The organism is Streptomyces sp. YS415, assembly GCF_023544665.1.
GTDB lineage: Bacteria > Actinomycetota > Actinomycetes > Streptomycetales > Streptomycetaceae > Streptomyces.
In genome coordinates, this window is the sequence record NZ_JAMJFL010000014.1 from 35,716 (window position 1) to 60,082 (window position 24,367).

Sequence of the window (24,367 nt, forward strand, 5' to 3'; positions counted from 1 at the left end):
CAGGCGGGAATCGTGAGGATCTTCGGCAAGGGACGTCACCGGCCCTCCGCCTCCTGGCGGCAGGCCACCGACCGCGCGTTCACACTGATCGGCGACGGTCGGTACGAGGACGCCGGCGCGCTCCTGACACGAGCCGCCGATCTGGAGCCCTGGCTGTCCGAGTCCTGGTTCAATCTCGCCCTGCTGCACAAGTTCCGGCACGACTGGGAGCAGGCGCGGGCGGCGGGCCTGCGGGCCGTGGCACTGCTCGACCGGGAGACCGGGGCGCCCGACTGGTGGAACGTCGGCATCGCCGCCACCGCCCTCCAGGACTGGCCGCTGGCCCGGCGGGCCTGGCAGGCCTACGGGCTGCGGGTGCCGGGCGGCGCGACCGACTCCGGTGAGCCCCTCGGCATGGACCTCGGCAGCGCGGCCGTACGGCTGTCCCCGGAGGGGGAGGCCGAGGTGGTGTGGGGCCGGCGGCTGGATCCGGCGCGGATCGAGGTGCTGTCGATCCCGCTGCCGTCCTCCGGGCGGCGCTGGGGCGAGGTCGTCCTGCACGACGGCGTCCCGCACGGCGAGCGGACCACCGCCGCCGGGCACGCGTACCCCGTCTTCGACGAGATCGAGCTGTGGGCGCCCTCTCCGGTGCCGACCTGGGTGGTGCTGCTGGAGGCGGCGACCGAGGAGGACCGGGACGCGCTGGAGCAGCTCGCGGCGGACGCCGGGTTCGCCGCCGAGGACTGGTCGTCCTCGGTACGGCTGCTGTGCCGGACCTGCTCTGAGTCCCGGATGCCCTCCGACGAGGGCGACGGGGAGCACCTGGATCCGCACGACCACAGCGAGCCGGGGCATCCGGGGCCGCTCGGGCACCGGACCGACGGGCAGTTGTGGGTGCCGGAGCGCGAGTGCGGGGTGGCCGCGCCGGCTTCCCTGGTGCGGGGGTTGCTGGACGGCTGGGTCGCGGACAGCCCGGATTCGCGGGACTGGCGGGATCTGGAAGAGGTCTGCTGACACATCGCCGTACCCTGTATCCGCACCGAATCCCAGTTTTCCAGGAAGGCGTACGTCGGTCATGGCGCAGCAGGACACCGATCAGCAGCACGCGGGCGTGCTCCCCGTGGACGACGAGGGTTTCGTCAACGACACCGAGGAGACCGAGGAGCGCGAGAGCGCCTGGCGCGAGCGGGGTGTCTCGCGGCCGATCACGGTGGTCGGGAACCCGGTCCTGCACAAGGAGTGCCAGGACATCACCGAGTTCGGCCCGGAGCTGGACCAGCTGATCGCGGACATGTTCGCCTCGCAGCGCACCGCCGAGGGCGTGGGCCTGGCCGCCAACCAGATCGGGGTGGACCGCAAGGTCTTCGTCTACGACTGCCAGGACGACCAGGGCGTGCGGCACGTCGGCGTCGTCTGCAACCCCAAGCTGGTGGACCTGCCCGCGGAGAAGCGCCGGCTCGACGACAGCAACGAGGGCTGCCTGTCCGTGCCGACCGCGTACGCGCCGCTCGCCCGTCCCGACTACGCCGAGGTGACCGGGCAGGACGAGAAGGGCAACCCGATCAAGGTGCGGGGCACCGGCTACTTCGCGCGCTGCCTCCAGCACGAGACCGACCATCTGTACGGCTACCTCTACATCGACCGGCTCTCCAAGCGGGAACGCAAGGACGCGCTGCGGCAGATGGCCGAGAACGAGCCTCGCTACCCGGTCGTCGCGAACGACTGACGCCCCGCGAGGTTTCCTCCGTAACAAACGCACGACGCCTGGTCAGGAACCCCTTCCTGACCAGGCGTCGTTCGTCTGTGCGTCGCACGTTCGATCCCATGTGCGCAGCTACTGATCCATAATCAGTCACACAAGGGGAGATTCTCGGCACTGTGGGGTAGTGAATGGAGCAAATCCGTTCCCAGATCGGTCAGTTGTGGTGCTGAATGGGAAGTGCGGGGATACGCAACGGCGCACGCCCGGCACGGCGGGAGGGGTGTGCGCAACTGGCGGCTGAGAGGGGTTAGTTCGTGCATGCTTTCTCACACAGCACCACATCGACGCCGACGGCGGTCGCGGTCCCACCATCGCTGTGCCTTCCGGTGATCGAGGCGGCGTTTCCCAGGCAACTGCACCCGTATTGGCCGCGGCTTCAGGAGAACACCCGCACCTGGCTGCTGGAAAAACGGCTCATGCCGGCGGACAAGGTGGCGGAATATGCCGACGGTCTTTGCTACACCGATCTCATGGCGGGGTACTACCTGGGCGCCCCCGAGGATGTCCTCCAGGCCATTGCGGACTACAGCGCGTGGTTCTTCGTCTGGGACGACCGGCACGACCGGGACATCGTGCACCGCCGTCCGTCCGCCTGGCGGCGCCTGAGGTTCCGGTTGCACACGGCCCTCGACTCACCCCAGGACCACCTGCACCACCAGGACCCCCTGGTGGCCGGGTTCGCGGACAGCATGGTGCGGCTGTACTCGTTCCTGCCGCCGACCTGGAACGCCCGGTTCGCCCGGCACTTCCACACGGTGATCGAGGCGTACGACCGGGAATTCCACAACCGCACGCACGGAATCATCCCCACCGTCGAGGACTACCTCGCCCTGCGCCGCCTCACCTTCGCGCACTGGATCTGGACCGATCTGCTGGAGCCCAGCGCCGGGCGTGAACTCCCGGATTCGGTGCGGAAACACCCGGCATATCGACGGGCGGCGCTGCTGAGCCAGGAATTCGCCGCCTGGTACAACGACCTCTGTTCGCTGCCCAAGGAAATAGCGGGCGATGAGGTGCACAATCTCGGAATCAGTCTTATCAAGCATCACGGGCTGACTCTGGAAGAAGCGGTGGTGGAACTCAGGCGGCGCATAGAGGAATGCATATCCGAATTCCTGGTCGCCGAGCGGGCCGCCCTTCGCCTTGCCGACGATCTCGCCGACGGCACCCTGCGGGGAAAGGAAATGAGCGCCGCCGTGCGGGCCTGCGTCAGCAATATGCGGAACTGGTTCAGCACCGTCTACTGGTTCCACCACGAGTCCGGCCGGTACATGGTCGACAACTGGGACGACCGGTCCACGCCCCCGTACGTCAACAACGAAGCGGCAGGTGAGAAATGACCGTCGAGTCTGTGAAGCCCGAATCGCAGATATATGCGGAATCGGAACTCCGCGAGCCGCCCGTGGCCGGCGGTCGTGTCCCGCTTCTCGGCCACGGCTGGAAACTGGTGCGCGACCCGCTCGCTTTCATGGCGGCGCTGCGCGAGCACGGCGATGTCGTCCGGCTGAGGCTGGGCCCGAAGACGGTGTACGCGGTCACCGCTCCGCACCTCACCGGCGCCCTGGCCCTCAGCCCCGACTTCAAGATCGACGGGCCGCTGTGGGAGTCCCTCGAAGGCCTGCTCGGCAAGGAGGGCGTGGCCACCGCCAACGGCCCCCGGCACCGGCGCCAGCGGCGCACCATCCAGCCCGCGTTCCGGCTCGACGCGATCCCCGCGTACGGGCCGATCATGGAGGAGGAGGCGCATGCGCTGACCGTGCGCTGGCGCCCCGGCGAGACGATCGACTGCACCTCGGAGTCCTTCCGGGTGGCCGTCCGGATCGCCGCCCGCTGTCTGCTGCGCGGCGACTTCATGGACGAACGCGCCGAGCGGCTGTGCATTGCGCTCGCCACCGTCTTCCGCGGTATGTACCGCCGGATGGTGATACCGGCCGGGCCGCTCTACCGGCTGCCTCTCCCGTCCAACCTCAAATTCAACCGGGCGCTGGCCGATTTGCATCTCCTGGTGGACGAGATCATCGCCGAGCGGCGGGCATCTGGTCAAAAGCCGGACGATTTGCTGACGGCCTTGCTGGAGGCGAAGGACGACAATGGCGAACCGATCGGGGAACAGGAGATCCACGACCAGGTCGTCGCGATACTCACCCCCGGCAGCGAAACCATCGCGTCCACGGTCATGTGGCTGCTGCAGGTGCTCGCGGAACATCCCGAGCACGCCGACCGGGTGGCCGCGGAGGTCGAATCCGTCACCGGCGGCCGACCCGTCGCATTCGCGGATGTCCGGGCGCTCCGGCACACGAACAATGTCGTCGTCGAGGCGATGCGTTTGCGTCCGGCCGTCTGGATATTGACGCGCCGGGCGGTGGCCGATACCGAGCTGGGCGGGTATCGCATTCCGGCGGGGGCGGACATCGTGTACAGCCCCTATGCGATCCAGCGCGATCCGAAGTCGTACCGGGACAACCTCCGGTTCGACCCCGACCGCTGGCTTCCCGAACGTGCGCAGGAGGTCCCGAAATACGCCATGAGCCCGTTCAGCGTGGGCAACCGCAAGTGCCCGAGCGACCACTTCTCCATGGCGCAGCTGACGCTGATCACGGCGGCGGTGGCCTCGAAGTACCGCTTCGAGCAGGTGTCCGGATCGCAGGACGGCACCCGGGTGGGCATCACGCTCCGCCCGCACAACCTGCTGCTCAAGCCGGTGGCCCGGTGACCTCTCAGGCCGGCTCGGGGCCCCGGAAGGTGCGCCGGTAGGTGTTCGGGGTGGTCCCGAGGGCGCGGACGAACTGGTGGCGCAGCGCCGCCGCGGTGCCGAACCCGGTCCGGCTCGCGACGGCGTCCACCGTCTCGTTCGTGGTCTCCAGCAACTGCTGCGCGAGCAGCACGCGTTGCCGCAGGATCCAGCGGTAGGGGGTGGTGCCGGTCTCCTGCTGGAAGCGGCGGGCGAAGGTGCGCGGGGACATGTGCGCGAGGTCGGCGAGCTGCTCGACGGTGACTTCCTCGTCGAGATGCCGCTCCATCCAGGTCAGGACATCGCCGACCGTGTCGCACTCGGAGCGGGGCAGCGGGCGGTCGATGTACTGCGCCTGCCCGCCGTCCCGGTGCGGCGGCACCACCATGCGCCGGGCGATGGCGTTGGCGACCTCCACGCCCTCCTCCTTGCGCACCAGGTGCAGACAGGCGTCGATGCCGGCGGCCGTGCCCGCCGAGGTGATCACCGGGTCCTCGTCCACGTACAGCACGTCGGGCTCGATCACCGCGCGCGGGAAGCGCCGGGCGAGCTCGTCGGCCTGCCGCCAGTGCACGGCGCAGCGCCTGCCGTCCAGCAGCCCGGCCGCGCCGAGCACGAAGACGCCGGAACAGACGCTGAGCACTCGGGTGCCCCGGTCCACGGCCCGGACCAGGGCGTCGAGCAGCGCGGGCGGATACTCCCGGCCGAGGTAGCCGTCGCCGGCCGGCACGGCGATCAGATCGGCCTCCTCCAGGCGGTCGAGGCCGTACGGGGTGGAGACCGTGAACCCGGGGATGTGCGTGCTCAGCGCGGGGCCCTCGGCCGAGACGACCGCGAAGTCGTAGACCGGGAGCCCCTCGTCGCCGCGGTCGAGTCCGAAGATCTCGCAGACGACCCCGAGTTCGAAGGGGTGCACGCCGTCGAGGAGGGCGACCGCCACGTTTTTCAGCATGCGGCCAGTGTGCCACGGGCGTGGCAGTTATTCGACGGTGTGCGGCAGTCCTGCCACTGTTCGTAAGGAGTGTCCGGCGCGACATTGGTGACATGACCAGTGAACAGGCACAAGCACTCATCGGAATGATCGTGGTCCTCGGGATCCTCGTCCTGCTCGTCCTCCCGGCACTGCTCGGCATCGCCCACGACCGGCGCGTGGACCGTCAGCTCCGGGAGGCCGAGAAGCGGCGCACCCCGGGTCAGAAGTCCTCGTCCAGGTCTACGGTGCCCTCCACCGCGACCTGGTACGCCGAAGGACGCCGCTCGAAGAAGTTGGTGAGCTCCTGAACCCCCTGCAACTCCATGAAGGAGAAGGGGTTCTCCGAGCCGTACACCGGAGCGAAGCCCAGGCGGGTCAGCCGCTGGTCGGCGACGCACTCCAGGTACTGCCGCATCGAGTCGGTGTTCATGCCCGGGAGGCCGTCACCGCACAGGTCGCGCGCGAACTGCAGCTCGGCCTCGACGGCCTCCCGCAGCATGTCGGTGACCTGCTCCTGCAGCTGTTCGTCGAAGAGCTCCGGCTCCTCCTTGCGGACGGTGTCGACGACCTCGAAGGCGAAGCTCATGTGCATCGACTCGTCGCGGAACACCCAGTTGGTGCCGGTGGCCAGACCGTGCAGCAGGCCCCGGCTGCGGAACCAGTAGACGTATGCGAAGGCGCCGTAGAAGAACAGGCCCTCGATGCAGGCGGCGAAGCAGATCAGGTTGAGCAGGAAGCGGCGGCGGTCGGCCTGGGTCTCCAGGCGGTCCAGCTTCTCGACCTCGTTGATCCACTTGAAGCAGAACCCGGCCTTCTCGCGGATGGAGGGGATGTTCTCCACCGCGTCGAAGGCCGCCGCCCGGTCCTCGGGATCGGGCAGGTAGGTGTCGAGCAGCGTCAGGTAGAACTGGACGTGCACGGCCTCCTCGAAGAGCTGGCGGGACAGGTACAGCCGCGCCTCGGGGGAGTTGATGTGCTTGTACAGCGTCAGCACCAGGTTGTTCGCGACGATCGAGTCGCCCGTCGCGAAGAACGCGACCAGCCGGCCGATGAGGTGCTGCTCGGAGGGCGTCAGCTTGGCCAGATCGGTGACGTCCGAGTGGAGGTCGACCTCCTCGACGGTCCAGGTGTTCTTGATGGCGTCCCGGTAGCGCTCGTAGAAGTCGGGGTAGCGCATGGGGCGCAGGGTCAGCTCGAAGCCCGGGTCGAGGAGGTTCTGGTTACGGGGGGTCATCACTGGCAGGCCTCGCAGGACTCGGGGTTCTCAAGGGAGCAGGCGACGGCCTCTTCGGAGGTCGCCTCCTGGAGGGGCACGCTGGCCCGGGCCGCGCGGGCGATGCGGGTCGCCGGGCGCGAGCGCAGGTAGTACGTCGTCTTCAGCCCGGACTTCCAGGCGTACGCGTACATCGAGGAGAGCTTGCCGATGGTGGGCGTCTCCAGGAAGAGGTTCAGGGACTGGGACTGGTCCAGGAACGGGGTGCGGGCCGCGGCCATGTCGATCAGGCCGCGCTGCGGGATCTCCCACGCCGTGCGGTACAGCCGCCGTACCTCCTCCGGGATCCACCCGAAGTCCTGCACCGAGCCGTTCGCCTCGCGCAGCGCCTCGCGGGTGCGGGCGTCCCAGACGCCGAGTTCCTTGAGGTCGGCGACCAGGTAGGAGTTGACCTGGAGGAACTCGCCGGACAGCGTCTCGCGCTTGAACAGGTTGGACACCTGCGGCTCGATGCACTCGTAGACGCCGGCGATGGAGGCGATGGTGGCGGTGGGCGCGATGGCCAGCAGGAGGGAGTTGCGCATCCCGACCTCGGCGATCCGGCTGCGCAGCGCCTCCCAGCGCTCGGGCCAGGTGAGTTCGGTGTCGTAGTGGTCGGGGTGCAGGACGCCCCGCGCGGTGCGGGTCTTCTCCCAGGCCGGCAGCGGGCCGTTGCGCTCGGCGAGGTCGGCGGAGGCCTCGTAGGCGGCGAGCATGATGCGCTCGGCGATCCGGGTGGAGAGCGCCTTGGCCTCCGGCGAGTCGAAGGGCAACCGCAGCTTGAAGAGGACGTCCTGCAGGCCCATCGCGCCGAGGCCGACGGGACGCCACTTGGCGTTGGAGCGGCCCGCCTGCTCGGTCGGGTAGAAGTTGATGTCGACGACGCGGTCGAGGAAGGTGACGGCCGTGCGGACCGTCTCGTCCAGGCGTTCCCAGTCGATGTCGCCGTTGTCGACGAAGGCTCCGAGGTTCACCGACCCCAGGTTGCAGACCGCGGTCTCCCCGTCGTCCGTGACCTCCAGGATCTCCGTGCAGAGGTTGGAGGAGTGGACCACGTGGCCCGGCAGGGCGGTCTGGTTGGCGGTGCGGTTGGCGGCGTCCTTGAAGGTCATCCAGCCGTTGCCGGTCTGCGCGAGGGTGCGCATCATGCGGCCGTACAGATCACGGGCCGGGATGGTCCTGCGGGCCAGCCCGCTCGCCTCCGCCTTGCGGTACGCCGCGTCGAACTCCTCGCCCCACAGGTCGACCAGCTCGGGGACGTCGGCGGGGGAGAACAGGCTCCACGGCTGGTCGGCGTTGACCCGGCGCATGAACTCGTCCGGCACCCAGTGCGCGAGGTTGAGGTTGTGCGTACGGCGGGCGTCCTCGCCGGTGTTGTCCCGCAGCTCCAGGAACTCCTCGATGTCGGAGTGCCAGGTCTCCAGGTAGACCGCGGCGGCTCCCTTGCGGCGGCCGCCCTGGTTCACGGCGGCGACGGAGGCGTCGAGGGTCTTCAGGAACGGGACGATGCCGTTGGAGTGCCCGTTGGTGCCGCGGATCAGCGAACCCCGGGAGCGGATCCGGGAGTACGACAGCCCGATGCCGCCGGCGTGCTTCGAGAGCCGGGCGACCTGGTGGTAGCGGTCGTAGATGGAGTCCAGCTCGTCCTTGGGGGAGTCGAGGAGGTAGCAGGACGACATCTGGGGGTGCCGGGTGCCGGAGTTGAACAGCGTGGGGGAGGAGGGGAGGTAGTCGAGACGGCTCATGAGCCGGTAGAGCGCGGCGACTTCGTCCAGCGCGCGGACGGTGTCGTCCTCGGCGAGGCCGGCGGCGACGCGGAGCAGGAAGTGCTGCGGGGTCTCGACGACCTTGCGGGTGATGGGGTGCCGCAGGAGGTACCGGCTGTGCAGGGTGCGCAGTCCGAAGTAGCCGAAGCGGTCGTCGGCGTCCTGGTCGACCAGCGCGTCGAGGCGCTCGGCGTGGATCCGTACGAACTCGGCGGTCCGGTCGGCGATGAGCCCCTCACGGTGGCCGACCGCGACCGACCCGGTGAAGGACGTAACGCCCTGGGAGGCGGCCTCCTCGCGGATGCCGAGGGTGAGCAGCCGGGCGGCCAGCCGGGAGTAGGCGGGGTCCTCGGAGATGAGTCCGGCCGCCGCCTCGGTGGCCAGCTCACGCAACTCCGCCTCGTCCGCGCGGGCGGACCGGCCGCGCAGGGCGGCGGCGGCGACCCGGCCGGGGTCGGCGTCGGGGAGGTCGGCGGTCAGCTCGGTCAGGGTCCGCAGCAGCGCGGTTCCGGGACCGTCGGTCTCCACCTGGGCGGCTGAAGCCGGGTCGGCTGGCGCGATGGTCACTGGGGGGCTCTCCCTCGCTCGGCACGGGGCCTTGCGGAGGGCAGGAGGCAGCACACGAGCGCACGGGGGCGTCGCGTCCACCGGCCCATTCCTCGAGGCCCGGACGTCGGGCACCCGGACCGGTCGGCCGGGTGCGCTGTCGGCAGGTCCTCGGACTGACACTCGGGCACAGCTGTGCACAAGTACACCGTTGCGGGACAGTTCCGGATTCGCACCGGATTCCCCTGCGACGACAGCGAGCACGAGCATACATCTTGTGCCGCCTCGCGCTGTCACCCCCAGATGTTGTGTCGCGTCGGCTTCAGAGCGTCAACTCATAGGTGAGGAGAGTGAAGTCGCCGTGCTCCGGGACGGGGTTCCAGTCGCGCTCCGGGGCGCGCCGGAAGCCGAGGCGTCCGTAGATGCGGTGGGCGGTGTGCATCAGGGACTGGGTGGACAGGACGACGCCCGTGCACCCCGCGGTCGCTCTCGCCCGGTCGACGCAGGCGCGGACGAGGGCTTCTCCCACGCCCCGGCCGCGGGCCGCGTGCGCCACCGCCAGCATGCGGATCTCCGCCTCCCCGGGGCGCGCGAGGTCGGCCAGGGGGCCGCCGGCCGGGACGAAGGTGATGCCGCCGAGAAGCCGGCCGTCCTCCACGGCCACCAGCACGTCGGCGGCTGCCGCCCGCTTGGCGACGTTTCTGAGTTCGCCGAGGTACCCGTCGCTCTCGCCGAAGGTGAGGAGGCCGTCCTGGAGGTAGGCGCGGGCGGTGATCTCGCCCAGTTCATCGTGTTCGGCGGGGTCCACCGGCCGGATCTGGAAGTCCATGCGGTCGATTGTGGACGACGACGGGCCGCCGAAGGTCCTAAAGTTCGGCGGCCCGCTGCGGTGCGTTCCCGGTCAGGGAATCGGCTCCAGGTCCTTCTTCACGCCCGGGTCGCCCGCGTCCGCCGTGTAGTCCTCGGGGCTCGTCTCGTCGATGCCCTCGGGGGCCTTCGCCGCCCGCAGGACGAAGGTCAGGACCACGGTGACGACCAGGTTCAGGACGAACGCCGTCAGGCCGATGTAGCCGATCTCCCCGATGCCGGGGATCTCCTTCGAGGAGCCGCCGAAGTGCTTCTGCGTCGGCGAGGCGACACCGTACGCCGCCACCGTGCCGTAGATCATGCCGACCGCCCAGCCGCCGAGCAGCGCCCAGCGGTGGAACCAGCGGGTGAACAGGCCGCCGACCAGGGCCGGGAAGGTCTGCAGGATCCAGATGCCGCCCAGCAGCTGGAAGTTGATGGCGACCGTCTTGTCCATCGTCAGGACGAAGGCCAGCGCGCCCACCTTCACCAGCAGGGACACGATCTTGGAGACCTTGGTCTCCTGCTGCGGGGTGGCGTCCGGCTTGATGAAGTCCTTGTAGATGTTGCGGGTGAAGAGGTTCGCCGCCGCGATGGACATGATGGCCGCCGGCACGAGGGCGCCGATGCCGATCGCCGCGAAGGCCACGCCCGCGAACCAGTCCGGGAACATGTTCTCGAACAGCTGCGGGATCGCCAGCTGGCCGTTCTCCACCTTCACCCCGGCCGCGATCGCCATGAAGCCGAGCAGCGCGAGCAGACCGAGCATCAGCGAGTACAGCGGCAGGATCGTGGTGTTGCGGCGGATCACCTCACGGCTCCCCGAGGAGAGGGTCGCGGTGATCGAGTGCGGGTACATGAACAACGCCAGCGCCGAGCCCAGCGCGAGGGTGGCGTACGTCCACTGGCCGGCCTCCGGCGGGACGAGACCGCCCACCCCGTTGGTCGTGAACTTCTCGCCCGCGTCGGCGAAGATGTCGTCGAACCCGCCCAGCTTGATCGGGATGTAGATGATCGCCACCGCGATCACCAGGTAGATCAGGGTGTCCTTGACGAAGGCGATCAGCGCCGGGGCGCGCAGCCCCGAGGAGTAGGTGTACGCGGCCAGCACACCGAACGCGATCAGCAGCGGCAGGTCCTTGATGAACCAGTTGGTGTCCTCCCCGCCGCCGACGCCCATCACGTCCAGCACCGCCTGGATGCCGACGAGTTGCAGCGCGATGTACGGCATGGTGGCGAGGATGCCGGTCAGCGCCACCGCCAGCGACAGGCCCTTGGAGCCGAAGCGGCCGCGCACGAAGTCCGATGTCGTCACGTATCCGTGCTTGTGCGAGACCGACCACAGGCGGGGCAGGAACGTGAAGATCAGCGGGTAGACGAGGATCGTGTACGGCACCGCGAAGAAGCCCGCCGCGCCCGCCGCGTAGATCGCCGCCGGGACCGCCACGAAGGTGTACGCCGTGTACAGGTCGCCGCCGAGCAGGAACCAGGTGACCCAGGTGCCGAACGAGCGTCCGCCCAGGCCCCATTCGTCGAGGCTGTGCTCGTTCTCGGCCTTGCGCCAGCGCGCGGCGAGGAAGCCCATGACCGTGACGGCCAGGAAGAAGAAGATGAAGACGGCGAGTGCGACGCCGTTCACGCCGTCGTTCACTTGCTGCCTCCACGGCGGGCGCGCTGGTCACGCTGCCACAGCTTGTACGCGATCATCGTCAGCAGGGTCGACAGGAGCACCCAGGCCATCTGGTACCAGTAGAAGAACGGGATGCCGATGAAGGCCGGATCGGCCTTCGCGTACGACCCGACCCACAGCATCGCCACGAAGGGCGCGAACAGGCAGAGGGCGATGACGACGCGCGCGGGCGTCACCACCGGCTCTCCGCTCGTCTCTGGGGCTTGTGACATCTGACGGCTCCGTCCCCTCGCTGATCACCAGTGAAACGCGCAGGCAATCTAGGTCACGGCGTCGCAGAAACGGAACCCCTCGTCCGCATATCGGTCCGGCCAACTGGCCTCAGCAGCAGCGGAAACCTGGCGCGGGTCCGACTCCTGCCGGTCCGTCCGCATGGTGCGTTCCGCCGGGGTGGCCCGGGACCGGTCGGCGGGAACAACAGAGGCGCTGCACCGCGAGCACTACGTCTGCCGAAGCTTCGAGGGACCTAGTCCTGCGGGCGCTTCAGGCGGGCGACGAACTTGTAGCGGTCGCCCCGGTACACCGACCGCACCCATTCCACCGGCTGCCCGTCGCGGGCCAGCGAGTGGCGGGAGAGCATCAGCATCGGCAGGCCCACGTCCGTGCCGAGCAGGCCCGCCTCGCGGGGCGTGGCCAGCGAGGTCTCGATGGTCTCCTCGGCCTCGGCGAGATGGACGTCGTAGACCTCGGCCAGCGCGGTGTAGAGGGACGTGTACTTCACCAGGCTGCGCCGAAGGGCCGGGAAGCGCTTGGCCGACAGGTGAGTCGTCTCGATCGCCATCGGCTCGCCGTTGGCCATGCGCAGGCGCTCGATGCGCAGCACGCGGCCGCCGGCGGTGATGTCGAGGAGCCCGGCGAGGCGGTCGTCGGCGGTGATGTAGCCGATGTCCAGCAGCTGCGAGGTCGGTTCGAGGCCCTGGGCGCGCATGTCCTCGGTGTACGAGGTGAGTTGGAGCGCCTGGGAGACCTTCGGCTTGGCGACGAAGGTGCCCTTGCCCTGGATCCGCTCCAGGCGGCCCTCGACGACCAGTTCCTGCAGGGCCTGGCGCACGGTCGTGCGGGAGGTGTCGAACTCCGCCGCCAGCGTCCGCTCGGGCGGGACGGGGGTGCCCGGCGCCTGGGTCTCCGTCATGTCCAGCAGATGCTTCTTCAAGCGGTAGTACTTGGGCACGCGCGCGGTACGGACGGTCGCCCCACCCTCGTTCTCCGCACTGCTGACGTCGGTGCTCATGCTCTGCCTTCCCGGCTCCGGATGCGGCTCACCTCGTGATCCCCTCTGTATACCGTCACCACCACTTTTGGTCTAGTCCATAGAGCCAAGTGGTCTAGCGGACGAGAGTACTCCGGTGCCGTTGTTTTCGCTGGCTTCTTACTTAAAGGTTCCTGCATATGTAGGTCGCATAACGGCTGGTCAGAGCGGGTTCCGGCACCCTTGACAGGAATTTTGGTCTGGTCCAAGCTCCGGGTACTGGTCTACACCATTGGTCCAGGTCCCGGCCCATGGGCGGGGGGTTCATGGGCATCCCTGAGGAGGGTGGCGTGAAGCGCAAGCTGATATCCGCGATCGGTGTCGCGGCAATGATGGTCTCCATCGCGGCGTGCGGGGGCGACGACGGCGACGAGGGCGGCAAGGCCGGCGCGGACGGTTACGCGGGCCAGACCCTCACCGTCTGGGTGATGGACGGTTCCTCCCCCGACCAGTGGCAGAAGGACGTTGCCGCCGCCTTCGAGAAGAAGACCAAGGCCAAGGTCAAGTTCGAGATCCAGCAGTGGAACGGCATCCAGCAGAAGCTGACCACCGCCCTGTCGGAGGAGAACCCGCCGGACGTCTTCGAGATCGGCAACACCCAGACGCCGGCCTACGCCAAGACCGGCGGCCTCGCCGACCTGGCCGACCTCAAGAGCGAGATCGGCGCCGAGTGGACCGAGTCGCTGAACAACTCCTCGGTCTTCGAGGGCAAGCAGTACGCGGCGCCCTGGTACTTCGCCAACCGCGTCGTCCTCTACAACAAGAGCGTCTGGGCCGAGGCGGGCATCAAGGACACCCCCAAGACCCGGGACGAGTTCTACGAGGACCTGAAGACGATCGGCGAGAAGACCGACGCCGAGCCGATCTACCTGCCGGGCCAGAACTGGTACCACTTCGTCGGTCTCACCATCGGTGAGGGCGCCGAGCTGGTGAAGAAGGACGGCGACAAGTACGTCTCCAACCTCGCCGACCCCAAGGTCGCCGCCGCCATGGAGACGTACAAGAAGTTCCAGTCCCTCTCCGACGCCCCCAAGGACAAGGACGAGGCCACCCCGCAGCAGGGCGAGGTCTTCGGCAAGGGCGACGTCGGCGCCTTCATCGGCATGGGCTGGGAAGCCGGCATCGCCATCGAGGCCAACCCGAAGATCGAGAAGGAGATCGGCTACTTCACGATCCCCGGTCCCACGGCCGACAAGCCCGAGGGTGTCTTCCTCGGCGGCTCCAACCTCGCCGTCGCCGCGGGCAGCAAGAAGCAGGAGCTGGCCAAGGAGTTCCTGCGGATCGCCCTGTCCGACAAGCACGAGGGCCAGCTCGCCAAGCTCAACGGCGTCATCCCCAACAAGGAGTCGCTGCAGAGCAACCTCGAGGGCAACGTCGTCGCCGAGGCCGCCGCACCGGCCGCCGCGGGCGGTGGCACCACGCCGCTGATCGCCGAATGGGCCGCCGTCGAGAACGCGCCCAACCCGATCAAGACCTACATGACCGCCGTGCTGAACGGAAAGTCCCCGGCCGAGGCGGCAGCCCAGGTCGAGGAGGAGTTCAACAAGCGTCTGTCGCAGCAGCAGTAGACGCGCCGGGCCGGGGGCCGCTCGCAGCGGCCCCCTTCCCGCGTTCAGGCAGGTCTAGGAGGAAGAGAACGCGAGCATGACCGTGCAGACCGAACGGCCGCCCTCCGGCCCGGCGGACGTCCACAAGGACTCCTCGGGATCCCGCGGGCCCACCCCGAGAGCAGCCTCCCGCATCGGCGCGCTGGCTCCGTACCTCCTGCTGCTGCCCGCCTGCGCGGCCTCCGTGCTGCTGCTCGGCTGGCCGCTGCTGAAGGACGCGCTGCTGTCGTTCCAGAACCTCAACATGGCGCAGCTGATCCAGCACGTCACCGAGTGGAACGGCATCGACAACTACACAGAGGTCCTCGGCAGCGAGGACTTCTGGCGCGTCACCCTGCGCTCGATCCTGTTCACGGCGGTCAACGTCGTCCTGACCATGGTCCTCGGCGCGCTCGTCGGCCTGCTGCTCGCCCGCCTCGGCCGGCGGATGCGGTTCACCCTGCTGATCGGCCTGGTGCTGGCCTGGGCGATGCCCGTGGTCGCCGCCACCACCGTCTACCAGTGGCTCTTCGCCCAGCGCTTCGGCGTGGTCAACTGGGTGCTGGACAAGCTCGGCTGGCACTCGATGGCCGACTACAGCTGGACCAGCCACCAGATGTCGACGTTCTTCGTCGTCACCCTGCTGATCGTGTGGATGTCGATCCCGTTCGTGGCGATCAACCTCTACGCGGCCACCACCACCATCCCCGCCGAGCTCTACGAGGCCGCCTCCCTCGACGGCGCCGGCGCCTGGAAGAGCTTCGCCACGGTCACCTTCCCGTTCCTGCGGCCCTTCCTCTACGCGACCACGTTCCTCGAGGTCATCTGGATCTTCAAGGCGTTCGTGCAGGTGTACACGTTCAACCAGGGCGGCCCCGACCGCCTCACCGAGATCCTGCCGGTCTACGCCTACATCGAGGGCGTCGGCAACCAGCACTACGGCATGGGCGCCGCCATCGCCCTGCTGACCATCCTGATCCTGCTCGGCCTCACCGCCTACTACCTGCGGATCGTGCTCAAGCAAGAGAAGGAAGAGGAGGCCGGGCTGTGAAGCGCTCGCTCTTCGGCCGTGTCTGGCCCAACGCCACGGCCGTCATCCTGTTCATCGGCTTCGTCTTCCCCGTGTACTGGATGTTCGCCACGGCCTTCAAGCCGACCGGCGACATCATCTCGGAGGACCCCGTCTGGTTCCCGACGGACATCACCTTCGAGCACTTCAAGACCGCCACCGGCGTCGACAACTTCTGGACCCTGGTCACCAACTCCCTGACGGTGACGGTCCTCGCGGTCGTCTTCTCCCTGGCCATCGCGCTCGCCGGCGCCTTCGCCCTGGCGCGGATGAAGTTCAAGGGACGGCGCGGCTTCATCATCGGCTTCATGCTGGCCCAGATGGCGCCCTGGGAAGTCATGATCATCGCGATGTACATGATCGTCCGGGACGCGGACATGCTCAACAGCCTCGTCCCGCTGACGGCCTTCTACACGATGATGATCCTCCCCTTCACCATCCTCACCCTGCGCGGATTCGTCGCCGCCGTCCCGGCCGAACTGGAGGAGGCGGCGATGGTCGACGGCTGCACCCGGGCGCAGGCCTTCCGCCGCGTCATCCTGCCGCTGCTCGCCCCCGGACTGATGGCCACCTCGCTGTTCGGCTTCATCACCGCCTGGAACGAGTTCGCCCTCGTCCTGGTCCTCAACAAGGAGGCCGAGGCACAGACCCTCCCGCTGTGGCTGACCAGCTTCCGCACCGTGTTCGGCGACGACTGGGGCGCCACCATGGCCGCCTCCTCGCTCTTCGCCGTCCCGATCCTCATCCTCTTCGTCTTCCTCCAGCGCCGAGCCGTCAGCGGGCTGACCGACGGCGCCGTGAAGGGATAACGCCCACCGATGACGACATTCGCCAGCGACACCCTGACACGGGACGCGCTGACCGTCCTGCAGCCCGGCTTCCCCGGCACGCAGGCCCCCGACTGGCTGCTGCGCCGCCTCGGGGAGGGCCTCGCCTCCGTGGGCCTGTTCGGCCGCAACATCGCCACGCCCGAGCAAGTCGCCGCGCTGACGGCCCAGTTGCGCGCCGAGCGCGAGGACGTCCTCGTCGCCATCGACGAGGAGGGCGGCGACGTCACCCGCCTCGAGGTGCGCACCGGCTCCTCCTTCCCCGGCAACCACGCCCTCGGCGCGGTCGACGACACCGACCTCACCCGCCAGGTAGCCCAGGAACTCGGCCGCCGCCTCGCGGCCTGCGGCGTCAACTTCAACTGGGCGCCATCCGCGGACGTCAACTCCAACCCGGCCAACCCGGTCATCGGCGTCCGCTCCTTCGGCGCCGACACCGCACTGACCGCCCGGCACACCGCCGCCTATGTCACCGGCCTCCAGGCCGCGGGCGTGGCGGCCTGCACCAAGCACTTCCCGGGCCACGGCGACACCGCGATCGACTCCCACGAGGCCATGCCCCGCATCGAGGTGGGACGCGATGTGCTGGCCGAGCGCGACCTGACCCCGTTCCGCGCGGCCATCGCCGCGGGCTCCCGCGCGATCATGACGGCGCACATCCTGGTCCCGGCCCTCGACCCGACACGCCCGGCCACCCTCTCCCGCCCCGTGCTGCGCGACCTGCTGCGCGGTGAACTCGGTTACGACGGCCTCATCGTCACCGACGGCATGGAGATGCAGGCCATCGCCGCCACCTACGGCATCGAGCGCGGCAGCGTTCTCGCCCTGGCGGCCGGAGCCGACGCGATCTGTGTGGGCGGCGGCCTGAACGACGAGAACACCGTCCGCCGCCTGCGCGACGCCCTGGTCACCGCCGTCCGCACCGGTGAACTCCCCGAGGAGCGCCTCGCGGACGCCGCGGAACGCGTCCGCGCCCTGGCCCGCTGGACCCGGTCCGCGGCCGTCTCCGAGGACCGGGTTCCGTCCGACATCGGCCTGCTGGCGGCCCGCCGCGCGGTCCGGGTGACCAGGACGGCCGCCCACCCGCCCCTGACCGAGGCCCCTTACGTGGTCGCGCTCAGCCCGGTGGCGAACATCGCGGTGGGCGACGAGACCCCGTGGGGCGTCGCGGCGGAACTCGCCGAACTGCTCCCCGGCACCGAGACCGCCACCCACACCGACGAGTCGGCGGCCCAGGCGACCCTGGACGCGGCGGGCACCCGCCGGATCGTCGCCGTGGTCCGCGACGAACACCGTCACGAGTGGATGGCCAAGACGCTGGACACCCTCCTGAGCGAGCGCCCCGACACCATCGTGGTCGAGATGGGCGTGCCCCAGTCCCCGCCCAGAGGCGCCCTGCACATCGCCACCCACGGCGCGGCCCGGGTGTGCGGCCGAGCGGCGGCGGAGATCATCGCGGGCCGGCAGACGGCCCGGTAGAGGGGCCGGCAGGGGTTACGACGACGAAGGCGCCGGTTCCCGGATGGGGGCAACCGGCGCCTTCGTCCCGTGCCCGGCCCGTCGTAGGCTGAGCCGCGCACTGGAGGAGACAGGGAGGCTCGACATGACCGGAACCGCACTGGCCGAGGTGATGGCCGAGCTGGCCGGACTCGAGGACCCGAAGGCCCGCGCCGTCAACGAGCGGCACGGCGACGACCACGGAGTGAACCTCGGCAGGCTCCGCGCCCTCGCCAAGCGGCTCAAGACCCAGCACGACCTCGCTCGCGAGCTCTGGGAGACGGACGACACCGCGGCGAGACTGCTGGCGCTGCTGATCTGCCGCCCCAAGGCCTACACCCGGGACGAACTGGACGCCATGGTGCGCCGGGCGCGCGCCCCCAAGGTGCACGACTGGCTCGTGAACTACGTGGTGAAGAAGAACCCGCACGCCGAGGAGCTGCGCCTGGCCTGGACCGCCGACCCCGACCCCGTGGTCGCGAGCGCCGGCTGGGCGCTGACCACCGAACGCGTGGCGAAGCGGCCCGAGGGCCTCGACCTCGAAGGGCTCCTAGACGTCATCGAGGCCGAGATGAAGGACGCCCCCGACCGCCTCCAGTGGGCGATGAACCACTGCCTGGCGCAGATCGGCATCGAGCACCCCGAGCACCGCCCCCGGGCCCTCGGCATCGGCGAGCGCCTGGGCGTCCTCAAGGACTACCCGACCTCCCCCGGCTGCACCTCCCCGTACGCCCCCACCTGGATCACCGAGATGGTCCGCCGCCAGAACGCCAAGGCCTGACGAAAGCGCCGCCCGCCCCCGAGGGGGCCGAGCGACGCCGGGGTGATCCGAACGAGAGGGCGGCCCTAGATGCCCTGCCAGTCGGGCTTGTTGGCGTAGGTGTGGCGGAAGTAGTCGGACAGCTTCAGCTTGGACGCGGCCGCCTCGTCGACGACGACCGTCGCATGCGGATGCAACTGCAGCGCCGACGCCGGACACACCGCCGCCACCGGCCCCTCCACGGTCGCCGCGACGGCATCGGCCTTGCCCTCGCCCGTCGCCAGCAGCACCAGATGCCGTGCCTCCAGGATCGTCCCGATCCCCTGGGTGATCACGTGATGCGGCACCTGCGCGATGTCCCCGTCGAAGAACCGCGCGTTGTCCACCCGGGTCTGCTCGGTCAGCGTCTTGATCCGGGTCCGTGAGGCGAGCGACGAACACGGCTCGTTGAACCCGATGTGCCCGTCCGTCCCGATCCCCAGCAACTGCAGGTCCACGCCCCCGGCCTCCGCCAGCGCCGCGTCGTACGCCTCGCACGCCGCCTGTACGTCGTCCGCGGTCCCGTCCGGCCCCATGAAGGCCGGCATCCCGATCCCGAGCGGCTCCAGCACCTCGCGCCGCAGGACCGAGCGGTAGGACTCCGGATGCTCGGCGGGCAGCCCCACGTACTCGTCGAGCTGGGCGATCCGCGCCCGCGAGGTGTCCACGGCACCGGAGCGCACCTTCGCCGCCAGCGCCTCGTAGACGGGCAGCGGCGTCGAGCCGGTGGCCACGCCGAGCAGGGCGTCGGGCTTGCGCCGCAGGAGCTGAGCCATGGCCTCGGCGATGAGCTCGCCACCCGCCTTGGCGTCCGGAACGATGACAACTTCCACGCTGGACCTGCCGATCTGGAGAGGGGACTCAACCGGTACCCGAGAGGGCTATGTGGTTTAGACCAATCTAACAGGCGGCGTTCACCGTGGGGGAGTGCAATGGGGGTGGCTCCAGCAGATGCGGTCTCCGCTCCCCATCCCGAGAGGACTCCCATGACCAGCCCCGCGACACCGCACCCCCTGAGCGAGCTTCCCGGCCGGATCATGGCCCGTGAGACGGCGGAGCAGCCCGCCGTCCTGCGCCGGCTCCTGGAGGCGGGCGCCCCCGGCATCCGGCAGGTCGCTCAGGAGATCGCCGCCCGCAAGCCCCGCTTCGTGCTGCTCACCGCCCGCGGCACCTCCGACCATGCCGCGCTGTACGCCAAGTACTCCCTGGAGATCCGCCTCGGCATGCCCTGCGGTCTGACCTCCATGTCGACCTTCACGGCCTACGGCGCCCGTCCCGACCTCACCGACGTCCTGGTCGTCACGGTCAGCCAGTCCGGCGGCTCCCCGGACCTGGTGGCCTCCGCCCGGGCCGCCCGCGCGGCCGGCGCCATCACCCTCGCCGTGACCAACAACCCCGACTCCCCGCTGGCCGGGGTGTCCGAGTACCACATCGACATCATGGCCGGACCCGAGAAGGCCCTCCCCGCGACCAAGACCTACACGGCCTCCCTCCTCGCCCTCTATCTCTTCGTCGAAGGACTGCGCGGCGGCGACGGGGCCGCCGCGAAGCCGCTCCCGGACCTCGCGGAACAACTGCTCGCCCGGAGGGACGAGGTCCACGCCCTGGCCGCCCGCTACCGCTTCGCCGAGCGCATGGTGATCACCTCCCGCGGCTACGGCTACCCCACGGCCAAGGAGGCCGCCCTCAAGCTGATGGAGACCAGCTACATCCCGGCCCTCGCCTACTCCGGTGCCGACCTGCTGCACGGCCCGCTCGCCATGGTCGACAACGTCTCCCCGGTCATCGCGGTCGTCACCGACGGCAAGGGCGGCGAGGCCCTGCAACCCGTCCTCGACCGCCTCCGCGGCCGCGGCGCCGACCTGGTCGTCGTCGGTCCGGCGGCTCAGGTGGAACGGGCCTCGGCGGGCTTCGTCCTGCCCACGGAGGGCGTCGCCGAGGAACTCCAGCCGGTCCTGGAGATCATCCCGCTCCAGCTCCTGGCCCACGAGGTCACCATCGCCCGCGGCCAGGACCCGGACGCCCCAAGGGCCCTGGCGAAGGTGACGGAGACGCGCTGAGCCCGCGAGGAGCCGGGACACGGGGCGGCACAACAGGGACCCAGGCCGCTGGGTCCGGCGGCGACTACGGGCTGGTCCGGCGACTACTGCATGCTGCCCCGGCGGCCACTGGACGATGCTCCGGCGGTCACTGCACGATGCTCCGGCGGCTACGGCACGTTGCTCGGGCGGCTACTGCAAGCTCAGCAGCGATCCCCCCGTCGCGTCGATGTGCTGCCCCGTCACCCAGCGGGAGTCGGGGGACGCCAGGAACGCCACCACGTCGGCGACCTCCGCCGCCGTGCCCACCCGCCGGAAGACCGAGACCGCCTCGGCGTGGGCCCGCAGGCCGGGGTCGGCCAGGACCGCGCTGGTGAGATCGGTGTCGATGAAGCCGGGCGCGACGGAGTTGGCGGTGATGCCGCGCGGTGCCAGCTCGACCGCGAGGGAACGGGTCAGAGCGGTGACCGCGCCCTTGGCCATGTGGGTGGCGGCGATACCGGGTATGCCGGCGTCCGTGGCCGCCGTGACATTGACGATCCGGCCGTGGTCGCGTAGTCGGCCGAGGCCCTGCCGGACGATGAAGAACGGCGCCTTGGCGTTGAGGGCGTGGGCCCGCTCGTAGAGTTCCTCGTCCGTGTCGCCGATGGTGGCGAAGAACGCCGCTCCCGCGTTGTTGACCAGGATGTCCACCCCGTCCGCGTGCCGGTCGAAGGCCGCCCAGAGGGTCCCCGCGTCCCCCGGCACGCCCAGCTCGGCGCGGATCGCGAAGGCGCTCCCGCCGGCCGCCTCGATCCCGGCGACGGTCTCCTTCGCCGCCGCCTCATTGCTGCCGTAGTGCACGGCGACCCGTGCGCCGTCGCGCGCCAGCCGCTCGGCCACCGCCCGTCCGATCCCCCTGCTCGCCCCCGTGACCAGCGCCGTCCTGCCTGTGAGCACACCCATGCCACACCCCCGGAATTGACTAGCGGTCGTTACAGAAAAGACTGTACGGCAGGCTCGGGCGATTTCTCTAGTGCTCGCTATAAAATGCACTCCATGGTGAGCACCAAGGGTTCAGAGCCGACCGCGGGCCGCCGCGGCCGCCCCCGTTCCTTCGACCGGGAGACCGCGCTGGAGAAGGCGATCATGGCCTTCTGGGAGCACGGGTACGAGGCGACGTCCGTCTCCGACCTCACCCGGGTCATGGGCATCGGCGCCCCGAGCCTGTACGCGGCCTTCGGGGACAAGCGGGCGCTGTTCGACGAGGTCGTGGTGGAGTACGGCAAGCGGTACGCGGCCTTCGGGGAGCATGCGCTGGCCGAGGAGCCCACGGCATGGGCCGCCGTGGAGCGCATCCTGCGCGAGGCCGCCGAGCGGTACACCACCCCGGGTCTCCCTCAAGGCTGCCTCTACATCCACGCGGCCACCAACTGCGCGAGCCCTGAAGTGGAGCAGACCCTCCGGGACCGCCGCAACGGCACCATCGCCGCCGTGGAGAGCCGTATCCGCGCGGACATCGCCGCAGGTGAACTCCCTGCCGGTACCGATGCCGGCACCCTCGCCCGGTACACCGGCGCGATGATCCAGGGCATGTCCCAGCAGGCGCGCGACGGCGCGAGCCGGGGGGAGTTGGCGGCGCTCGCGGAAATTGCCCTGTCCATCTGGCCCCGCACATGAACCCACAAGGGTTAGGCTGCGTGGTGAATGCTGGGATGTCCGACCACCTGGCGTTACCGCATCGAACGTCACAACAACAAACAGCCTCGCACGCATGGACACGCCGAGTGGTCTAGTCCACAATGGTCGGTACGAGTCCATGTGATATGAGGACGCGCACTTCCGTCTTCCCCGCACAGGAAGACGGACCGAGGAACCGGTGCTCTCTGCCCTGACTGCCCCGGATCCTCATCCTTCGGCCGACCGGGACCGCACACCCCACGGCCGATATTGCTCCGGGCTGCGGTGCCGAGAGGGTTGAGGGTCCCTCTCAGGCGCCGCGGCCCGCGGGTGTCTTCGGGCCCGCCCCGCGCCGGCCGCCCGTTTCGGAGCCGTACAAACCGCCAGGTACGCTCGCACCCGTGCCCTCCATGAACGAGCTGGTCCACCAGCACACCGCCCTCGACGAGTCCGACCTCGAGTGGCTCCATCTGCTGGTCTCGGAGTGGCAGCTGCTCTCCGACCTCTCCTTCGCCGACCTCGTCCTGTGGGTGCCCACCCGCGACGGCACCCGCTATGTGTCGGTCGCCCAGATGCGCCCCAACACCGGGCCCACCTCCTACCAGGACGACATGGTCGGCCACCTCGTCCCGCGCGGCCGCCGCCCCATGCTGGACGCCGCCCTCGACGAGGGCCGCATCGTGCGCGAGGGCGACCCCGAGTGGCGCGAGGAGGTCCCGGTCCGGGTCGAGTCGATCCCGGTACGGCGTGACGGGCGCGTCCTCGGTGTCATCGCCCGCAACACCAACCTGCTGACCGTGCGCACCCCGAGCCGGCTCGAACTGACGTATCTGCAAAGCGCCTCGGACCTCGCACAGATGATCGCGGCCGGTTCCTTCCCGTTCGCGAACCAGCAGGTCGACATGGACGCCTCGCCCCGCGTCGGCGACGGCCTGATCCGGCTCGACGCGGACGGCACCGTCCAGTACGCCTCCCCGAACGCGCTGTCCGCCTACCACCGCCTCGGCCTCGCCGCCGATCTGGTCGGCCACCACCTGGGCAAGACCACCGCCGAACTCGCCCCGACCCACGGCCCGGTGGACGAGGCGCTCGCCAAGGTCGCCAGCGGCTGGGCGCCCCGTGAGTTCGAGATCGAGTCCGAGGACGGGGTCATCCAGTTCCGGGCGATCCCGCTCAAGCCCAAGGGCACCCGCATCGGTTCCCTGGTCCTGCTCCGCGACGTCACGGAACTGCGCCGCCGCGAACGCGAGTTGATCACCAAGGACGCCACCATCCGGGAGATCCACCACCGGGTGAAGAACAACCTCCAGACGGTGGCGGCCCTGCTCCGCCTCCAGGCCCGGCGCATCGAGTCCGACCGCGGCCGGGAAGCGCTCGAAGAGGCGGTGCGACGGGTCGGCTCGATTGCGATCGTGCACGAGACGCTCTCCCAGAACCTGGACGAGCGGGTGGAGTTCGACGAGATCGCCGACCGGGTCCTCGCGATGGTCGCCGAGATCTCACCCGGCAAGGTCACCGGCCGGCGCACCGGCCGCTTCGGCATCCTGGACGCCGAGATCGCCACCCCGCTGTCCATGGTCCTGACCGAGGTGCTCCAGAACGCCCTGGAGCACGGCTTCCGGCAGGGCGAGACCGGAACCGTCGAGGTCTCCGCGGTCCGTGGCGGCACCACCAAGGAAGCCCGGCTGCTCGTCACCGTCCAGGACGACGGCGTGGGACTGCCCGAGGGCTTCGACCCGCACACCGCGGGCAACCTCGGCCTGCAGATCGTACGGACGCTGGTGGAGGGGGAGTTGGGCGGAACCTTCGACATGGTCCCGGCACCGGAGCGGGGGACTCAGGTGATCCTGGACATCCCGGTACGGCCGCACAAGTAGCGGCCCGCGCGCAGAGGGCCCGCCCATGGAAGGGCCCGCACAAGCAGCGGCCTGCACAAGCAGCGGCCTGCACAAGCAGCGGCCCGCACACAAAGCGGCCCGCGCGTATCGCGTCCGGACAAGCAAAGAGCCCCGGACCGGTTGGGTCCGAGGCCAGTGCTCGTGCTATGCGCATCGGGGGTACTGCGCGCTGCGGCTCGGGGGCGGGAGATGCGTACTC

21 protein-coding genes and 1 riboswitch are annotated in these 24,367 nt (G+C 69.6%); of the genes, 12 read left to right on the forward strand and 9 right to left on the reverse strand.

Translation table 11 applies throughout. From position 1 onward, the window contains the following. Positions 1–12: 12 nt before the first annotated feature. From M8H82_RS19495 to M8H82_RS19510, 4 genes are all read left to right on the forward strand, one after another. The gene (locus tag M8H82_RS19495) at positions 13–993 is read left to right on the forward strand and encodes a hypothetical protein (RefSeq protein WP_250075824.1); all 981 of its coding nucleotides are present in this window, start codon (positions 13–15) and stop codon (positions 991–993) included. Between the two features lie 61 nt (positions 994–1,054). Further along, a complete protein-coding gene (gene def / locus M8H82_RS19500) occupies positions 1,055–1,705 on the forward strand; it encodes a peptide deformylase (RefSeq protein WP_250075826.1) in 651 nt (216 codons plus the stop codon). A gap of 290 nt (positions 1,706–1,995) precedes the next feature. Continuing rightward, entirely contained in the window at positions 1,996–3,081 is a 1,086-nt protein-coding gene (gene cyc1, locus M8H82_RS19505) for an epi-isozizaene synthase (RefSeq protein ID WP_250075828.1), read from the forward strand. Next, the gene (locus M8H82_RS19510; protein ID WP_250075830.1) at positions 3,078–4,454 is read left to right on the forward strand and encodes a cytochrome P450; all 1,377 of its coding nucleotides are present in this window, start codon (positions 3,078–3,080) and stop codon (positions 4,452–4,454) included. The genes cyc1 and M8H82_RS19510 overlap by 4 nt, the downstream gene beginning before the upstream one ends. A 4-nt stretch (positions 4,455–4,458) precedes the next feature. On the opposite strand, the gene M8H82_RS19515 is transcribed toward M8H82_RS19510, so the two are convergent. From M8H82_RS19515 to M8H82_RS19545, 7 genes are all read right to left on the reverse strand, one after another. Next, on the reverse strand, positions 4,459–5,424 hold the full coding sequence (locus tag M8H82_RS19515) for a GlxA family transcriptional regulator (RefSeq protein WP_250075832.1): 966 nt from the start codon (positions 5,422–5,424) through the stop codon (positions 4,459–4,461). A 241-nt stretch (positions 5,425–5,665) separates the two neighbouring features. Then, entirely contained in the window at positions 5,666–6,679 is a 1,014-nt protein-coding gene (locus M8H82_RS19520) for a ribonucleotide-diphosphate reductase subunit beta (protein WP_250075834.1), read from the reverse strand. Then, the gene (locus tag M8H82_RS19525) at positions 6,679–9,030 is read right to left on the reverse strand and encodes a ribonucleoside-diphosphate reductase subunit alpha (protein WP_250075836.1); all 2,352 of its coding nucleotides are present in this window, start codon (positions 9,028–9,030) and stop codon (positions 6,679–6,681) included. The genes M8H82_RS19520 and M8H82_RS19525 overlap by 1 nt, the downstream gene beginning before the upstream one ends. A gap of 123 nt (positions 9,031–9,153) precedes the next feature. Continuing rightward, positions 9,154–9,296: riboswitch (cobalamin riboswitch) on the reverse strand. 35 nt (positions 9,297–9,331) lie between these two features. After that, positions 9,332–9,838 carry a GNAT family N-acetyltransferase gene (locus M8H82_RS19530; protein WP_250075838.1) on the reverse strand — a complete coding sequence of 169 codons (507 nt, stop codon included), beginning with the start codon at positions 9,836–9,838 and terminating at the stop codon, positions 9,332–9,334. 72 nt (positions 9,839–9,910) lie between these two features. After that, positions 9,911–11,506 (reverse strand): monocarboxylate uptake permease MctP, encoded by a 1,596-nt coding sequence (gene mctP / locus M8H82_RS19535; protein WP_250075840.1) that lies wholly within the window; start codon positions 11,504–11,506, stop codon positions 9,911–9,913. Then, positions 11,503–11,757 carry a DUF3311 domain-containing protein gene (locus M8H82_RS19540; protein ID WP_250075843.1) on the reverse strand — a complete coding sequence of 85 codons (255 nt, stop codon included), beginning with the start codon at positions 11,755–11,757 and terminating at the stop codon, positions 11,503–11,505. Before M8H82_RS19540 ends, mctP begins: the two co-directional genes overlap by 4 nt. Before the next feature lie 254 nt (positions 11,758–12,011). Beyond that, on the reverse strand, positions 12,012–12,776 hold the full coding sequence (locus M8H82_RS19545; protein WP_250075845.1) for a GntR family transcriptional regulator: 765 nt from the start codon (positions 12,774–12,776) through the stop codon (positions 12,012–12,014). 308 nt (positions 12,777–13,084) lie between these two features. On the opposite strand from M8H82_RS19545, the gene M8H82_RS19550 reads away from it, so the two are divergent. The 5 genes from M8H82_RS19550 to M8H82_RS19570 all read left to right on the forward strand — a co-directional run bounded on the left by M8H82_RS19550 (position 13,085) and on the right by M8H82_RS19570 (position 18,554). Beyond that, on the forward strand, positions 13,085–14,362 hold the full coding sequence (locus tag M8H82_RS19550; protein ID WP_250075847.1) for an extracellular solute-binding protein: 1,278 nt from the start codon (positions 13,085–13,087) through the stop codon (positions 14,360–14,362). A gap of 76 nt (positions 14,363–14,438) precedes the next feature. Beyond that, on the forward strand, positions 14,439–15,431 hold the full coding sequence (locus M8H82_RS19555) for a carbohydrate ABC transporter permease (protein ID WP_250075849.1): 993 nt from the start codon (positions 14,439–14,441) through the stop codon (positions 15,429–15,431). Next, positions 15,428–16,258, forward strand: coding sequence for a carbohydrate ABC transporter permease (locus M8H82_RS19560; protein WP_250075851.1), 831 nt, complete (start codon positions 15,428–15,430; stop codon positions 16,256–16,258). The genes M8H82_RS19555 and M8H82_RS19560 overlap by 4 nt, the downstream gene beginning before the upstream one ends. Before the next feature lie 9 nt (positions 16,259–16,267). Next, complete coding sequence (locus M8H82_RS19565) at positions 16,268–17,755, forward strand: glycoside hydrolase family 3 protein (RefSeq protein ID WP_250075853.1); 1,488 nt, start codon at positions 16,268–16,270, stop codon at positions 17,753–17,755. 124 nt (positions 17,756–17,879) lie between these two features. Continuing rightward, a complete protein-coding gene (locus M8H82_RS19570) occupies positions 17,880–18,554 on the forward strand; it encodes a DNA alkylation repair protein (RefSeq protein WP_250075854.1) in 675 nt (224 codons plus the stop codon). A gap of 65 nt (positions 18,555–18,619) precedes the next feature. Here the strand turns inward: M8H82_RS19570 and nagB are convergent, their stop codons facing one another. Next, the gene (gene nagB / locus M8H82_RS19575; RefSeq protein WP_250075857.1) at positions 18,620–19,405 is read right to left on the reverse strand and encodes a glucosamine-6-phosphate deaminase; all 786 of its coding nucleotides are present in this window, start codon (positions 19,403–19,405) and stop codon (positions 18,620–18,622) included. A gap of 153 nt (positions 19,406–19,558) precedes the next feature. Between nagB and M8H82_RS19580 the strand changes: the two genes are divergently transcribed. Next, complete coding sequence (locus M8H82_RS19580; RefSeq protein WP_250075858.1) at positions 19,559–20,632, forward strand: SIS domain-containing protein; 1,074 nt, start codon at positions 19,559–19,561, stop codon at positions 20,630–20,632. Positions 20,633–20,803: 171 nt separating this feature from the next. Here M8H82_RS19580 and M8H82_RS19585 read toward each other — a convergent pair whose 3' ends face one another. Beyond that, on the reverse strand, positions 20,804–21,556 hold the full coding sequence (locus M8H82_RS19585) for an SDR family oxidoreductase (RefSeq protein ID WP_250075860.1): 753 nt from the start codon (positions 21,554–21,556) through the stop codon (positions 20,804–20,806). Positions 21,557–21,640: 84 nt separating this feature from the next. Here M8H82_RS19585 and M8H82_RS19590 point away from each other — a divergent pair, with 84 nt between their 5' ends. Both M8H82_RS19590 and M8H82_RS19595 read left to right on the forward strand, forming a co-directional pair. Next, the gene (locus M8H82_RS19590; protein WP_250075862.1) at positions 21,641–22,270 is read left to right on the forward strand and encodes a TetR/AcrR family transcriptional regulator; all 630 of its coding nucleotides are present in this window, start codon (positions 21,641–21,643) and stop codon (positions 22,268–22,270) included. 410 nt (positions 22,271–22,680) lie between these two features. Next, positions 22,681–24,147 carry a sensor histidine kinase gene (locus tag M8H82_RS19595; protein WP_250076147.1) on the forward strand — a complete coding sequence of 489 codons (1,467 nt, stop codon included), beginning with the start codon at positions 22,681–22,683 and terminating at the stop codon, positions 24,145–24,147. The last annotated feature ends 220 nt before the right edge of the window (positions 24,148–24,367 follow it).